The sequence below is a fragment of the Rhizobium sp. CBN3 genome (assembly GCF_030518245.1).
Lineage (GTDB): Bacteria > Pseudomonadota > Alphaproteobacteria > Rhizobiales > Rhizobiaceae > Rhizobium > Rhizobium aethiopicum_A.
The window spans coordinates 41,281-56,102 of sequence record NZ_JAULSE010000015.1; the positions used below are offsets into that span (position 1 = coordinate 41,281).

General features: G+C 53.9%; 14 protein-coding genes and 1 pseudogene. All 15 read left to right on the plus strand.

The features are described from left to right. Positions 1 to 52 precede the first annotated feature (52 nt). Positions 53 to 892: a DUF4432 family protein gene (locus QWJ46_RS21495; protein WP_302753724.1), complete on the plus strand. Its 840-nt coding sequence runs from the start codon at positions 53 to 55 to the stop codon at positions 890 to 892. 72 nt (positions 893 to 964) lie between these two features. Continuing rightward, the gene (locus QWJ46_RS21500; RefSeq protein ID WP_302753725.1) at positions 965 to 1,303 is read left to right on the plus strand and encodes a TIGR01244 family sulfur transferase; all 339 of its coding nucleotides are present in this window, start codon (positions 965 to 967) and stop codon (positions 1,301 to 1,303) included. Between the two features lie 72 nt (positions 1,304 to 1,375). Next, positions 1,376 to 1,720 (plus strand): RidA family protein, encoded by a 345-nt coding sequence (locus tag QWJ46_RS21505; protein WP_010066925.1) that lies wholly within the window; start codon positions 1,376 to 1,378, stop codon positions 1,718 to 1,720. An 830-nt stretch (positions 1,721 to 2,550) separates the two neighbouring features. Continuing rightward, positions 2,551 to 4,596, plus strand: a complete 2,046-nt coding sequence (locus QWJ46_RS21510) for a thiol-disulfide oxidoreductase DCC family protein (RefSeq protein WP_302753729.1) — start codon at positions 2,551 to 2,553, stop codon at positions 4,594 to 4,596. A 611-nt stretch (positions 4,597 to 5,207) separates the two neighbouring features. Further along, positions 5,208 to 5,900, plus strand: coding sequence for a WbqC family protein (locus QWJ46_RS21515; protein ID WP_302753731.1), 693 nt, complete (start codon positions 5,208 to 5,210; stop codon positions 5,898 to 5,900). Between the two features lie 476 nt (positions 5,901 to 6,376). Then, a complete protein-coding gene (locus QWJ46_RS21520; RefSeq protein WP_302753733.1) occupies positions 6,377 to 7,474 on the plus strand; it encodes a bifunctional 2-polyprenyl-6-hydroxyphenol methylase/3-demethylubiquinol 3-O-methyltransferase UbiG in 1,098 nt (365 codons plus the stop codon). Next, positions 7,471 to 8,292, plus strand: coding sequence for a phytanoyl-CoA dioxygenase family protein (locus tag QWJ46_RS21525; protein WP_302753735.1), 822 nt, complete (start codon positions 7,471 to 7,473; stop codon positions 8,290 to 8,292). Before QWJ46_RS21520 ends, QWJ46_RS21525 begins: the two co-directional genes overlap by 4 nt. Then, on the plus strand, positions 8,289 to 9,236 hold the full coding sequence (locus tag QWJ46_RS21530) for a glycosyltransferase family 2 protein (RefSeq protein WP_302753738.1): 948 nt from the start codon (positions 8,289 to 8,291) through the stop codon (positions 9,234 to 9,236). The genes QWJ46_RS21525 and QWJ46_RS21530 overlap by 4 nt, the downstream gene beginning before the upstream one ends. A gap of 395 nt (positions 9,237 to 9,631) precedes the next feature. Further along, positions 9,632 to 10,261: a class I SAM-dependent methyltransferase gene (locus QWJ46_RS21535; RefSeq protein ID WP_302753739.1), complete on the plus strand. Its 630-nt coding sequence runs from the start codon at positions 9,632 to 9,634 to the stop codon at positions 10,259 to 10,261. A 2-nt stretch (positions 10,262 to 10,263) separates the two neighbouring features. Next, positions 10,264 to 10,929: an acetyltransferase gene (locus QWJ46_RS21540; protein ID WP_302753740.1), complete on the plus strand. Its 666-nt coding sequence runs from the start codon at positions 10,264 to 10,266 to the stop codon at positions 10,927 to 10,929. Continuing rightward, on the plus strand, positions 10,926 to 11,867 hold the full coding sequence (locus QWJ46_RS21545; protein ID WP_302753742.1) for a hypothetical protein: 942 nt from the start codon (positions 10,926 to 10,928) through the stop codon (positions 11,865 to 11,867). Before QWJ46_RS21540 ends, QWJ46_RS21545 begins: the two co-directional genes overlap by 4 nt. Positions 11,868 to 11,874: 7 nt before the next feature. Continuing rightward, a complete protein-coding gene (locus QWJ46_RS21550; protein ID WP_302753743.1) occupies positions 11,875 to 12,264 on the plus strand; it encodes a GtrA family protein in 390 nt (129 codons plus the stop codon). Then, positions 12,261 to 13,142: a trans-aconitate 2-methyltransferase gene (locus tag QWJ46_RS21555; RefSeq protein WP_302753745.1), complete on the plus strand. Its 882-nt coding sequence runs from the start codon at positions 12,261 to 12,263 to the stop codon at positions 13,140 to 13,142. Before QWJ46_RS21550 ends, QWJ46_RS21555 begins: the two co-directional genes overlap by 4 nt. 92 nt (positions 13,143 to 13,234) lie before the next feature. Further along, positions 13,235 to 13,371: pseudogene (locus tag QWJ46_RS21560) on the plus strand (sugar phosphate nucleotidyltransferase); the annotation flags it as partial. A gap of 186 nt (positions 13,372 to 13,557) precedes the next feature. Further along, positions 13,558 to 14,694 (plus strand): dTDP-4-amino-4,6-dideoxygalactose transaminase, encoded by a 1,137-nt coding sequence (gene rffA, locus QWJ46_RS21565; protein WP_302753747.1) that lies wholly within the window; start codon positions 13,558 to 13,560, stop codon positions 14,692 to 14,694. Positions 14,695 to 14,822: the final 128 nt, after the last annotated feature.

Sequence of the window (14,822 nt, forward strand, 5' to 3'; positions counted from 1 at the left end):
CAGTGCGAAATCTAACGCTACGGCGGCCGATAAATCCTTGAGGAGACCCGAGATGATCGAATTTGCCGCTGCAAGTGGGCCGCGCCTGATGCTCGATGAAACATCGGTGCTGGATATCGGCGGATGCATCGTCGAAGGCGTGGATATCGCGCCAAAGCGTGCCATTCCCGACGATGGGGATCCGCGAATCGACCACTCGCTCGAAGGTTTTCTCTTCACCTGCGGGCCGGATCATATCCGCCATCGCCAGCTGATCGCCGGCCGTGCCGACGGCAAGGTCTATCCGCTGCACGGATCGGCCTCCGGCCACGCCGCCAAGATCCTGTGGACGAAACACGAGAATGGCAATGCCGAATGCCGCGCCGATATCGACATCATCACCGTCGAGGGATTGCCGCAGCGCATCGAGCGGCTGTGGCGGATCGACGGGACAACCGGCGAGGTGCGGCTCGAAGACCGGGTTATCAATACCAGCGATCAGGTGGTGCCGGCCTTCCTGATGTACCATATGAATGTCGGCGGCAAATGGCTGGATGACGGCACGCGGCTCGAAGGCCGGATGCTGGAGAATGGCGGCTTCCCCTGGACATTCGGCGAGGAGCCGGGCGGCATCTTCTGTGTGCCGGCGACGGCGACGGCGGAGGGCTTGGCGGAAGTCCGGCTCGGGCCGATCGCCGCAATCGGCGGCAGGACGCTCAGCGTGCGCTTCCGCGCCGATACGCTGCCTTATCTGCAGGTCTGGCGAAACCAGAAGGCGCCCGCTCATATTATCGGCATCGAGCCGGTGTCGCATCGCTGGGAATCGCGCGACGAGCTTCAGGCGGCCGGTGAATTTAACATGCTCGCCCCAGGCGAAAGCCGCAGCTATGCGCTGACCTTTGCGTTCCTGTGAGTGAAGTGTTGTTGACGCTTGCGGGCCTCCCGTCGTAGACCATCAGCCCACGATCTTTGAGGAGACAAGACGATGGATATTCGCCAGATCGACGATGAATATTCGGTTTCGGGGCAGATCACGCTTGAGGACCTCGATGAGATCAAAGCGCTGGGCTTCAAATCGATCGTCTGCCATCGCCCCGATCATGAAAGCCCCGACCAGACATCATTCTCCTTCATCGAGGCGCGTGCCAAAGAGCTCGGACTCGATATCGCCCATGTCCCGGTTGGACCGATGGGCGTGACCGAAGAGGCGGTGCAGGGTATGGTCGATGCGCTGGACGAATTCCCGCGGCCAATGCTCGGCTATTGCCGCTCGGGGGCGCGCTCGACGGCGATCTACCAGAAAACTCAGCATATCCGCAATTGAGCGTCGTACGGGGCGCTGATTTTCAGGCGCTGCTCCGCAGCGCCGCCACTTCCATTCACTCAGGAGACGATAATGAGCATTAAGCGTATCGACGTCGGCGCACGCATGAGCGGCGCCGTCATTCACGGCAACACGGTCTACCTCGCAGGCCAGGTGGGCGAAGGCGAAAGCGTCACAGATCAGTGCAAGTCTGCGCTTGCCGAGGTTGACCGTCTGCTTGCCGCCTCCGGCAGCAACAAGTCGAAGATCCTGCAGACCCTCGTCTATCTTTCCGACATTGCTTATTTCGGCGAGATGAACGCAGCCTGGGAAGCCTGGATCGATCCGGCCAATCCGCCGGCACGCGCCACCAGCGAAGCCAAGCTCGCCGCGCCGAAATACAAGGTCGAGTTCATCGTCACGGCCGCGCTCGACTAAGGTCGCACAGGTTTGAGACTGCTTGAAGCCGGTGAATCTCTTCACCGGCTTATCTTATTGACCAACGTCGTTCCTTACTCGGCGCCATCCTCGGCCTTGTGCCGCTGCTGTCCGGCTCGCGTCGACCGCTTGCCCCTCACCCTAACCTTTCCTGGGTCGAGCCACTGGTCTCGACCCGTCCTGCGGACCCCCGTTCTGACGGGGAGAGGGGACGTGCCCCGCGAGAGATGGTGGGAACGGAGAGCTTGCGGCATCGTCCCTTCGCCCCGTTTACCGATCGACCTCGCTCGAGCCTGTAGTCGAAATTCTGCGGCAGGTCGGTTCCATCATCCCCTCGGAAAGAGGTTTGTCACCGTCATGTTGGGTAAGGCATCGGAACGTCTGCAGTTTGGGACAGGCAGCGGCCAAATAGAGCGAGAGGTTATTGTCCCATCTGAAGAGGGGAAACTGAACGCCCAGTTTCACACCTGCACCAAGATAGTCTGTGATCGAGAGACCGCGCAAGTCGGGCATGACCTGCACATGCTGTCGCAAATTGAACCCAAGGCATCGTAGTGGCGATCGATATGGATCAAAGAAGGAGGATCTGAGTAAAGATCTAGAGAGTAAGGGTCCGATCCCGGCCGACTTCGTCACCAGTCCGGCTTACTTGCCGTATTTGGCCACTTGGCGGCGATTGGCTTCCGCGGTCGTGCCTTGAGCTTCGTTCGATTCTAAAGTAAGCGTTCGCCTGGACAGAGGTCATGGAAGCAGGAGGCGCTAATCTCCAGGGCGCTGAACAGTACGCCCCTAATGAGACTTAGCGAAGACATCGAAGGCGACGGTTGGGCATGGTTGATGCGACGGATATATCAGCGGGCGTGGAGTCCCTTTCAAACGTGCGCCGCAGCAAAGGGATCCTCGTAACCAGCCTGATATTCATTATTGCTCTTTCCCTGGTCGCTCTTACCGGAACTTGGGACTGGTTCGCGAAGCGCTTTTTCGGCTTTTTCCCGCTGCTGATCGGTTTGTTCGTACTCGGCATCCACCCCGTAGTTAGAGTGAAGGCCGCAGTAGCACTAAGTGGTCTTGGGGATTGGCTCTCTAGACGCGGGGCCTTCGTATCAAATCCAGAGGAGGAAGCACCGAAATTCGCGCTGATCCGAATAGTATTTGGGCTCTTCATGATCGAGCGCGCCTTCTGGATGATCTCCTATCTTGAGCCTTCGGACTGGGGGCAGCCGTCGATTTGGTTGACTGCCATGATGGGATTGCTCTGCGGCGTCTTGGTGACAGCGGGTCTGCTGACGCAGTACGCTCTCGTGTACCTGATCGTTTTTCAGTGGCAGATGGGAGACATGCTGCTCCGCACATCCACATTGGGAAACTGGATCGCAGCGATGCTTTCGGTGCTTCTGATATTCACAAACGCCGGAGCGAATTTTTCGCTGGACCGGCTGCTTATGAAAAGAAGCACGTTCGCGTGCAAGGTCATCTCAGCCTTCTACTATGACAACGGTTTGCCAAGTGAATCCGGGCTGCAACTCGCAAAGTTGATGACGCTCGCTTGTTATTGGTGCGTGTGCCTGTACTCGCTTTCGATCCATTTGGGCGAGCCTGCCTGGATGTCAGGTTCGGCTGGCCCACTGCTGCTCACCAATAACTTCATGTCCAGATATTCGAGTGAGTTTAGCTGGCTGCTTTCGCAAGGCCCGATCCCGGTTTTCCTGGCGCGCGTGTCACTCTGGGCGATGTTGCCGTGGTATCTTCTGCTGCTTCCGTTTGTGCTGCTCGGCGGAGTGTTTCGCAAGTATGTAATCATGTGGGGCTTGCTGTTCTTCGGGCTGAGCCTACTCGTCCTCCAACTCGGATGGCTAGCCCAATTCGAGTTCCTGTTCGTGGCCGCTTTGTTTTGGACCAAGACGTTCATCAGTGGCGCAAACAGGCTTCAGGTGGCGTACGATGACCGCTGCAATCTGTGCGATAGAACGGTGACGTTCGTAAAGGCCGTCGATCTCTTCAGGCGAGTCCACCTTAAGCCGTTGTCCAAGAACATTCCTTGGCTGATGGAAGTCGGCATCGATCCAGATGAAGCACGAAAGGACCTTTACGCTGTCGACGTCAGCAGCGGGAATGCCGTCAAAGGTTATGAGTTCTACGTGCTTTTATCGAAGCACGTGTTCCTTTTGCTGCCGCTTCATCCGTTGCTCGTAATCGGTCGATATTTGGGCGGACCGGCAGTGTATAGGTTTGTTGCCGAGCGTCGGACGAGGATGTTCGGCGTCTGTCAAATCCCTACGCCAAAGCCAGAGTATACTCTGTTGCCAACTGGCCAGATGGTCCACAAGGACATCGTCCCGGGTGATCCGATCTCCACCGTCTTCTGTCATGTAATGATTTTGCTGGCATGCTTTGTTATCTCGCTTCCTCTGCCGTACCTGGTGAAGAACGATCTGACGGTCCTGCGGAAAATCCAAAGATCCGTTGCGGCGCCGACCGACGCAGCTGGTATCTACGGGGTCGGTCCAATCAATGTGTTTAATTCTACCGATCTTCGGATGGCTGAGAACTGGTTTACCCTCAGCAAGAAGACCAAGGACGGCCTCGAACAGCTTCTTCCAATATTCTCCGAGGACGGGAAACGTCTAGCTGCTCACAGATCGGACCGGGTCTATTTTGGGCACACTGTGGCTTTCAGGCGCGGCGTAATCGGGAAGGAGGGCTGCCAATTTGAAGCGTTTCGCCAGCAAGTCAGCTACCTTGGCGAAAACGAACATTCAAGCGGTGAGACCCTCATTTATCGTCAGTACGTGGAGCCGCTACCCAGCGTGGATTTGCTATTGCGGGGCCAATATATGGCGAGCGAGAGACGACTGGTTTGCGAAGTGACGTTTTAGCGGAACTGTCAACGTTTGAGGGGCGGCTGTCCATATACAATCATCTTTCATCAGGACTGGGGAGGCGAGTTGGCTAATCCTGAACCGTTTTTTCTGCGATGACCCAAAAGGACTTTTTCTGCTCCGGCTTCTTGTTAAAACCCTCGTGGTCAAGAGGATTATCGTCCTTCGTCGGCGGCTCCTGCGAACCGTCGAGCTGCTGCCCTGTGACGTGACTGGTTCAGTTCAACCAAGAGCTCCTTCGCGAGCACGCCGCCGTATCGGCCTCCTATCATCGCGGGCTCATCAAGACGCGAACCATACCATCTGATTGTCGACACTCTGGTCAGCCCATGAACGATCAGCAGGCGCTGCCAATCTTCTTGAACTGTCACCACATACTTTGACCAGACAGGGCGAACCCACTGAAAGGCGCTGATGACTTCTTTTAGCCTCTCATTCTACATTTCCCAGGATGCCCTGATCAGGCGCGTGACGATCTCTCAACAAACAATGATGTGCAGCCGCAGGCGTACGCGGCTATGATGCCAGCCGTACTCAAGGGCTTTACAAACCGACGGCAGCGAGTGCGGCTTTGAACGCCTGCGGTGCCATTCGAAGAAGGAAATGAAGTGAAGAAGGTGGCTATCGTCCAGTCAAACTATATCCCGTGGAAGGGTTATTTCGATATGATCGCTGCCGTGGATGAGTTTATCCTCTACGATGACATGCAATATACGCGACGTGATTGGCGCAATCGCAATCAGATCAAGACGCCTCAGGGGATTCAATGGCTCACAGTCCCCGTTCAGGTAAAGGGAAAGTACTACCAGAAAATTCGAGAAACTGAGACAGAAGGCACCGAGTGGGCGAACGCCCATTGGAAGAGCCTGATCCAGAACTATCGTCGTGCTGCACACTTTGAGGAAATCGCTGCGTGGCTGGAGCCTCTTTACCTGAATGAACCGCCAAGTCACCTTTCGCCGCTCAATCGCCAATTCATTGAAGCAATCTGCAATTATCTCTCAATCCAAACTGTAATTTCCCATTCATGGGACTACACGTTAGTGGAAGGAAAGACAGAGCGTCTGGCTGCGCTTTGTGCTCAAGCGGGTGGCACAGAGTACGTATCTGGCCCCGCGGCAAAAGACTATGTAGATGAAGAAGTCTTTGAAGAACGAGGAATTAGGCTTACCTGGTTCGACTATGCCGACTATCCTAAATACCCCCAGCTCTGGGGTGAATTCGTTCATGGAGTGACGATCCTTGATCTTCTCTTTAATTGTGGAAGGGACACGCGAAATTACATGAGATACCTGAAATGAAACCTTCACAGCGCCAAATTTCTGGTCCGCTGGTGAGTTGCACTTTTGAGAGTGGCGGAAATGATTGGGCACCGCTGGCGGTGTTTCGACACTCTTGCCCACTCCCGCGAACAAGGTACGAAGGGTGGATAATCGGCGCCCTCTGAAGCTTGGAGTTGCAATGTAAATAGCGTGGGCAGTTTTGATCCTTGGAAGAGGCATCTTGAGTTGACTAACATTTGAACCTTTGGCGTGGGTTTCCGGTGCCGCACCACCCTTTGGAGCATTGGTGCGCGTGTGCAGAAAGAAGAAAGCGTACCGGATACTGGCGCCAATCCTTCACATTTTTAAGGCTTGCGCGTGGTGACAAAATTGCGTTATTGCGGTCCGCTAGCAAGCACTGCGGGGGACTTCGCTTGACGGAATATATTTCTAGGTGTCCCGCATGTGGATCAGCAGATTGTAGAAATCTACCTATTCCGCATGCAGCCCGCTCGATGGTTAGCGACGGCAAGGTGGTATCGAATCCTCTTAGGCGCTGTTCTTGTAACAACTGCGGCCATGGCTTTCACACCCAGAGTTTTTCAGAAGAGCAAATAAAAGAGATTTATAGCGCCGACTACTCGATCGGCCTGCGAGACGCGGTGGCGGACGCTGCGCGCTCCGCCGAATATAGCCGACAGATAGAAGCTTTCTTGACGCATCATCTGGGGAATGAAGCCAATTTTTCCAAAATCATAGAGTTTGGATGCGGCAGCGGTACGTTGCTCGGTTATCTGACCAATAGGCTTGGCGCTCAAATTTCAACCGGAGTGGAGCCTAGTTCCCGGGTAGCCGCGAATGCGCGTTCAAACGTGGGAGGTCGAATTTCCATCCACGAGGGTTTTGCTGAGCAGTTCGAGGCCTCCCCCCCCGGCTACAATCTTTGCCTGTCCGTTAACGTGATAGAGCACACACGTAATCCCCTCGGTTTTCTGCAAGTATGCCGACGCGTCATTGATAAAACGGGGAATATTGTCGTCATTTGTCCGGATGGAGAAATCGTAGGGTCGGAGTTGCTCTTTTACGATCATATATCCAACTTTACGTCCGCTTCCTTGGCAATGATTGTAGCGGGTGCAAACCTGCGGATGGTTGCGAACTCCCCCTTAACGGGCAGCCTGCAGGGATTTAGGATTTACCTGTTGCAGGTCGGCAACGCTGACGTTGACAGTCAGACTCGCGGCTTCGCCTTTCTTTCTCAGGAGCGCGCAGAGTATGTGAACACCTGGAGCAGGATACGAGACGCGACCAACCGGGTGCTTAAGGGCCGGAAGTATGGCATCTTCGGCACGGGTGAGTATTCGGATCTTCTTCACGCCTATAGCCCGTCCGTGATCGAAAACGCAGAGTTTTTTGTTAGGGATCAACCGGTAGAGGCGGATTTCTATGGTAAACCTGTTGTATCGGTCAAAGACTTCTTGAGCTTTCCAAGAATGCCCCTGATCGCGGCTGTGCATGAGCGAAGCTGGACGCTTATCCGAGATCGTTTTGGATCGGAGGATGTTCCGATCTTTCATTCTCTTGAAATTGCAAGGCAGGATGCCATCCTATGACGGAAATTTCTCGCTACGGCGTTATTGCGACAACTGAAGCAAACGACATTTACGACATCCTCGCGGAGGAGGTCAGGCTACTGGGATACACTACGCTAGATTCCGGATTGGCCGGGGCTCAGCTCGATGAACTCTCGCAGTTGTTCAATAGAGCGGAGTTGGAATACGATGCCGAGGCAACAGACCGAGGTTATGATCTTAGCAAGATTAATGAGCGTGATACGATTCGCCTCCTTCCGATGGTGTGCCCCAATTTCTGGGAGGTCGTTTTCAATCGGCCACTTCATGCGTTATTGTCGCGGCTCCTCGGCGGTTACTTCATCCTGAACCAGGTGAACGGCCTGATAAACCGCGGCCACCAAAGCAAATACCACCAAGCCCAGTATCACAGAGATCTTCCGTATCAGCATTTCACTAGCTCTCGGCCGCTCGCTATCAATGCACTCTTCGCATTAGACGACTTCACTATCGAAAATGGCTCCACGCGCGTGATCCCTGGAACACATCATCGTGAAGCGTTTCCACCTGACGAAGTTGTTCGGCGGTTGGAGACCCACCTCACCGTCAAGCGGGGCACGTTCATTGTCTTGGACTGCATGGTTTATCACGCCGGCAGCACCAATAAGACCGATAAAAATCGTCGCGCCATTAATCACGTCTTCACGATTCCTATGCTGCGTCAGCAGTTCCATATTCCTTCTGTGCTAGGTGAAGCTCCAGATTTTACCGAGCAGCAAAAGAAAATACTGGGCTATGGCCTAGATGAATTTCGTTCAGTTGGCGACTGGTTCAAGTCTCGGTTGCCGAAAGTCAAATGAGTTCCATGACACGCAAGTTATCCATTGTTACCACTCTATACAGGTCAATGGACACAATCGATGAGTTCATCCAACGTGCCTTGGCCGCGGGAGAGGCGGTGTCGGATGATATTGAAATCGTGATTGTCGATGATGGCAGTCCGGACGCTTCGGCGAACATCGTGCGAAATTGGGTTGAGCGCGACGCTCGGATCTCGCTATTACGCTTGAGCAGAAATTTCGGACATCATAAAGCGATGCTCGTGGGTTTGGAGCATGCTCAAGGCGACCTGATATTCCTGATTGACAGCGATCTCGAGGAGCCTCCCGAGTTGCTTTCGGAAATGGCGCAGGTTTTGCGGGGAAAAGCCGTTGATTGTCTGTACGGGCTGCAGGAACGTCGGAAAGGGAGCCGGATGGAGCGGATATCGGGGCACCTTTTTTATTGGCTTTTCTCCGCGTTAAGCGAGGTAGGCATACCCCAGAACGTATCAACGATGCGATTGATGACCCGTCGCTATGTATCCGCTCTACTTAAATTTCGCGACAAAAACCCAGTCTTCGTTCCACTAAGCATTCTTGTTGGCTATCCCCAGGCATCGTTCCCTTTTATCAAAGCCAGCACCTCGGATACGACCTACTCGCTAGGAAGGCGGATTGCTCTGACCGCCCTTGCTATCACGACGTTCTCAGCCAAGCCACTGATATTAATGCTGTGCTTCAGCTTAATGATGGCTTTCTTAGGTATCGTCTACGGCGGGTTTGTTGTGGTGCGCGCGCTGATCGGACCGGTCCAAGACGGATGGGCGTCACTCATGGCCGTCGTGGTCTTTTTCTTCAGCTTGAATGCTGTTTTTACGGGGCTCATGGGCCTTTATGTCAAGCAGATCCTGGAGGAGGTGAAGGATAGACCCCGCTCAATCATTCAAGATATCTATTCTAAAAGGAATTCCTCAGAGACCTAGCCGATGTATTCCGAAAAATACTCACGCGCTTTACAAAAGTTGGAGGGGCGTTTCCAACGTCGTCAGCCGAGCGGTATATGCTGTCGCGGGTGTTGAAGTATTGCTGGAATGGCTACCGTGGCGTGACCTGCCTGGGGTTCATGTTGACGATCGTCCGAGTTAATCGCAGACACCCGTCGCGCGAGTATTCGGACGCGGTAACAGGCTCACGGAAATGACCAAATTGGGTTACGAGATGTTGCTGGTCCCTCACAAATGCGAGCGCTGAAAGCGATAACGAAGATCGGAGGAAGAGCTCATATTTCTTTGAGTGGCGGGCTGGTAGTGTGTTTATAGGATTTTGAGAACAATTAGCGCCGCTAAACATCAGCGCCCTTACACGTTGTGGGACATTCATGGTTGAATCGAGTGACGACATTCTGAAGGATGTGGCTAACTATTATTCGGGACGGATCGCTGAACATGGCCAAACCGCAGCAGGTGTTGACTGGAACAGCCAAGCCGGCCAAATCATGCGCTTCAATCAACTTCTCAAAGTGGTCAATTCTTCGCAACCATACTCTATCGCCGACATAGGATGCGGATATGGAGCGTTGCTTGACCACCTCTCGCAGTTGGGACACGTCACTCGGTACATAGGTGTCGACATTTCTCTGCCGATGATTGAAGCCGCCCGTTCGCGTATCGCCGCGTCGCCGGACGTGACTTTTAGACTGGGTAACTCGCCAGGTGAGATGGTCGATTATTCTGTAGCGTCGGGAATTTTCAATGTGCGGCTTGGTCGGACGGACGAGGAGTGGCTTGCGTATCTGGTGGAGACACTGGACATGATGGACATATCCAGTCGGACGGGTTTTTCTTTCAACTGTCTAACATCCTATTCTGACGGAGACCGGATGCGGGGTGACCTTTTTTACGCCAACCCGCTGGACTTATTCGATCTTTGCAAACGGCGCTATTCACGGCAGGTGGCTTTGTTGCATGATTATGAGTTATACGAGTTTACGATGATCGTGAGGAAGTAGCTATGACGCGGAAGCTCGTCATTTTTGGGGCTGGTGATATCGCCCAACTCGCCCATTACTATTTTGAAAATGACAGCGATCATGATGTGGTCGCGTTCACTGTGGACGAAGCCTATTTAGCTGAACGAGAATTTTGTGGCCTGCCGGTCGTTGCCTTCGAAAACGTCGCTGATCTCTATCCACCGGCCGACCATGCCCTTTTCGTCGCACTCAGCTACTCCAAGCTGAACCAAATCCGCAAGCAGAAATTCGAGGCCGGGCTGGCTCTCGGTTACGATCTTGCAAGCTATATCAGTTCTAGCGCAACAGTCCTCAACGGGCATTCCTTCGGGCGTAATTGTTTTATTCTTGAAGACAATACGATCCAACCATTTTCGCATATTGGTGACAATGTCACGTTGTGGAGCGGTAACCACATCGGTCATCATTCGGATATTGGAAGTCACACGTTCATATCCTCCCATGTTGTGGTGTCCGGTGGTGTCAGGATCGGCGAGCAATGTTTCATAGGGGTCAATGCTACGCTTCGCGATCACGTTAGTATCGGGGCAAGATGCGTTATCGGTGCCGCAGCGCTGATACTGTCCGATGCCGAGGCTGATGGAGTCTACGTATCTAGCACCACTGAGCGCTCGCGTGTTCCCAGCTCAAAACTGCGCAAGATATGACCGGCACATGGATCAAAACCGGCCTGCTCTTCAAGCCGTCCGGCGTTCACCCCAAGTTGAGGAGTCACGCTGCGAACCCGCTCGCACTTCACCTCGAACGTGACACATACAGGGTGTTTTTTAGCGGGCGTGACAGCGAGAATCGTTCCTCTGTGGGCGCCGTTGATATTAATCTCTTGACGCGAGAAGTCGTTCACGAACACAAGCAGCCCTTTCTGGTACACGGTGCTGGCGGCAGTTTCTTTGAAGCGGGTATTAGCATCGGTAACTGCTATTATGCGGGGGTGCAGCGCTATATGCTATTCATGGGATGGCAGAGACCTCCGGGAGGGCACTGGCGTGGCGATATAGGCCGTGTAAAGGTTCGACCCGATCTGACGCTTGAGCTGGACGCCGACGTAGCGTTCATGGCTTCGGATGAGGAAGATTCCGTCAGTCTTTCCTATCCATGGGTTGAAAAGACGGATAGTGAAACGTTCAGGATGTGGTATGGGTCCACCCTAACCTGGGACGCGGGCAACGGTGAAATGCTCCATGTTATCAAGTCCGCAAGTTCAAGGGATGGACATATATGGCACAAGGAAGGTGTGGCAATTCCCTTTGAAATTGGTAGGGCGCAAGCCTTCTCCAGGCCCACGGTTCTCATTGATGCGGCGTGTGGTTACCGGATGTGGTTTTCTTACCGCAGCGGTCAGGGCGAAGCCTATCGGATCGGGTATTCTGAAAGCCGGGACGGAATCGCGTGGATCTTGAAATTGGACCAGGCGGGTATAGACATTTCCGAAAACGGCTGGGATAGCGCGATGATCGAGTACCCTTACGTGTTTCGGCACGAGGACAATACCTATATGCTATACAATGGCGATGGCTACGGTAAAACGGGTTTTGGCTTGGCTGTTCTGGGCGACAATAAGGTGGAGAGATCTGATTCTGTCTAGAAATAGTATGTTGCAGCTGGCCCGTTTTGGATTTATCGGCTTATTGACCAACGGCTTCGGATATATCCTTTACCTCATTGTCACGTTTTCTGGGATTTCGCCAAAGTTGGCGATGACTATACTTTATTTGGTCGGAGTTTTGATGAGCTTTGCCGCCAATCGGCGCTGGGTTTTTATTCAGGCTGCGGAGCAGCAGGGGGCCCTAGTCCGATATGGAATCATCTATGGCATTGGTTACGCGCTGAACTACAGCATCCTCTACGTGTTTGTGGATAGGCTCCATTACGCGCACTTCTATGTGCAACCATTTGGTATAGTTGCTGTGGCCGCATTCGTATATCTGGCGTCCAACATTTATGCCTTCCCGTCCACTAGCAAGAGAAAACAAAACCCGTGAACTCACGTTGTCTGGTTTGTGGAACGAAATTCGACAGCGAAGCCGGCACGCCTCGTTGCCCCGCTTGCCGTTGGGAGCCTGACGAAATAGGTGGAATAGCAGCCTACGCTCCACAATTTGCTAACCAAGGAGGGGGATTTGAGGCTTCTTATTTCAAGGTTTTGTCGGAATTAGAGGCGACGAATTTCTGGTTCCGGTCCCGAAACGATCTTATCCTATGGGCTTTAGGGAAGTACCATCCCAAATTCCGCTCTTTTCTGGAAATTGGCTGTGGAACGGGGTTTGTTCTTTCCGGCGTCACCGGCAAATATCCTGAAGCTGAGATTTTCGGAAGCGAGATATTTATCGAGGGTCTGCGATTCGCTTCTCAGAGATTGCCTAATGCAAGGCTCATGCAAATGGATGCCCGGGCAATTCCATTCGCGGAGGAATTTGATGCCATCGGCGCATTTGATGTTCTTGAGCACATCGAGGAAGATGAAACCGTCCTGCAGCAAATGCACGCCGCGCTCAAGCCTAAAGGTACGCTGCTGGTGACTGTTCCGCAACATCCATGGCTGTGGAGTCCCCTTGACGATTACGCTCACCATTGCCGTCGGTACACGGCCAGCGAATTGAACAGGAAAGTTACTGCCGCGGGCTTCACCATCCTTCGCAACACCTCCTTCGTCTCGTTCCTGCTGCCGGCGATGCTTGCTTCCCGTTTACTAAGCCGAAATAAATCGGTTGACGAGATCGACGTTCGAACCGAGATGCAACTTCCAAGCCTGCTCAATAACGCTTTCAGATGGATATTGCGTGCGGAAAGCGCTCTCATCGGAACTGGTTTGGATTTCCCTTTGGGTGGTTCGCGACTGCTGGTCGCCAGAAAGATGTGAGGCTGATGTTGTCCCTTTCCATTTTGTCGAGTGGAAGGGCGTTCATCTAACCGACACCGGTCGCGGCGAGGCTATCGTGTGGGGAGACATGAATGAAAGCGATTGTTCTTGCTGGCGGCGCGGGGTTGCGCCTGCATCCTCTGACGCAAGTCTCCAGTAAGCAGCTCCAGGCTGTTTTCGACAAACCTAGATCTATTACCCTCTGACCGTTCTGATTGCGTCGGGGGTCCTACATCGAGACAATAGAGCAACGGCAAGGCTTAAAAATCGGTTGTCCGGAAGAGGCGGCGTTGGTTCGAGGGTTCCTCAGCATTGCTCAATTTGAAACCTTGATTGGGCGCATGCCGGCATGCGAGTACAGCGACTATCTGCGCGGCGTCGCCGACGAGTGGCACAGGCTTCAAGAGGATAAGCAGTGAGCGAGAAAATCCCGTTCAACCGGCCGTTCATGACCGGCAAAGAGCTATATTACATCGCGGAAGCGAAGTTCGGCAACATGCTTGCTGGTGACGGGCCTTTCACGAAACGTTGCCACGAGTGGCTGGAAAATAAAAGTGGATGTGCAAAACCGCTGCTGACGCACTCATGCACCGCCGCGCTGGAGATGGCGGCTTTGCTTCTCGACATCGAGCCTGGTGACGAGATCATCATGCCCTCATATACTTTCGTCTCTACCGCCAATGCGTTCGTGCTGCGCGGCGGTGTGCCGGTGTTCGTCGACATCCGGGAAGATACTTTGAACCTGGACGAACGCCTGATCGAGTCGGCTATCACCTCGCGCACTCGCGCTATCGTCCCGGTTCATTATGCGGGTGTCGCCTGCGAGATGGACGCTATCATGAGCATTGCCAAATGCCATGGCCTCAGGGTCGTGGAAGATGCGGCACAGGGCGTGATGGCAGCCTATAAAGGCCGGGCACTGGGCAGCATTGGTGACCTCGGGACCTACAGCTTTCACGAAACCAAGAATGTAATTTCAGGGGAAGGCGGGGCCCTGCTGGTAAACGACCCTGCTCTGGCGGTGCGAGCCGAAATCATCCGCGAGAAAGGCACGGACCGTGGTCGCTTTTTCCGGGGAGAGGTCGATAAATACACTTGGCAGGAGGTGGGCTCTTCGTTCTTACCGGGCGAGCTGATCTCGGCTTTCCTATTTGCCCAGCTTGAAGAAGCCGAGCGCATCACCAATCATCGCTTGAGCATCTGGCAACATTATCACACGCTTCTTGAACCGCTCGAGGCTAAAGGATTGCTTCGCCGGCCCATCGTCCCAGACGAATGCCAGCACAATGCCCACATGTACTACGTTTTGCTGGCGCCGGAGATCGATCGTCAGAAGGTACTCAGTGAGCTGAAGAGGAGCAATATCTATTCGGTCTTCCATTATGTGCCCCTGCACTCCTCGCCCGCCGGAAGACGGTATGGCCGCACGCGGGGCGACTTGCCGGTGACCAACGTCCAGTCGGAAAGGCTGGTGCGTCTGCCCTTATGGGTTGATCTGACTGCTGAGCAGCAGGAACACGTTGTCAGGGTTTTGGAAGATGCCATCGGGTGACCCATCAAAAGCATCGATGGTAATGGAAATTCTGGTGATGGGCGGGGCGCTGGCTTTATCGGGTCGGCAGTTATCCGTCACATCATCCAGAATACTGAACACTCGATCATCAACGTCGACAAGCTGAC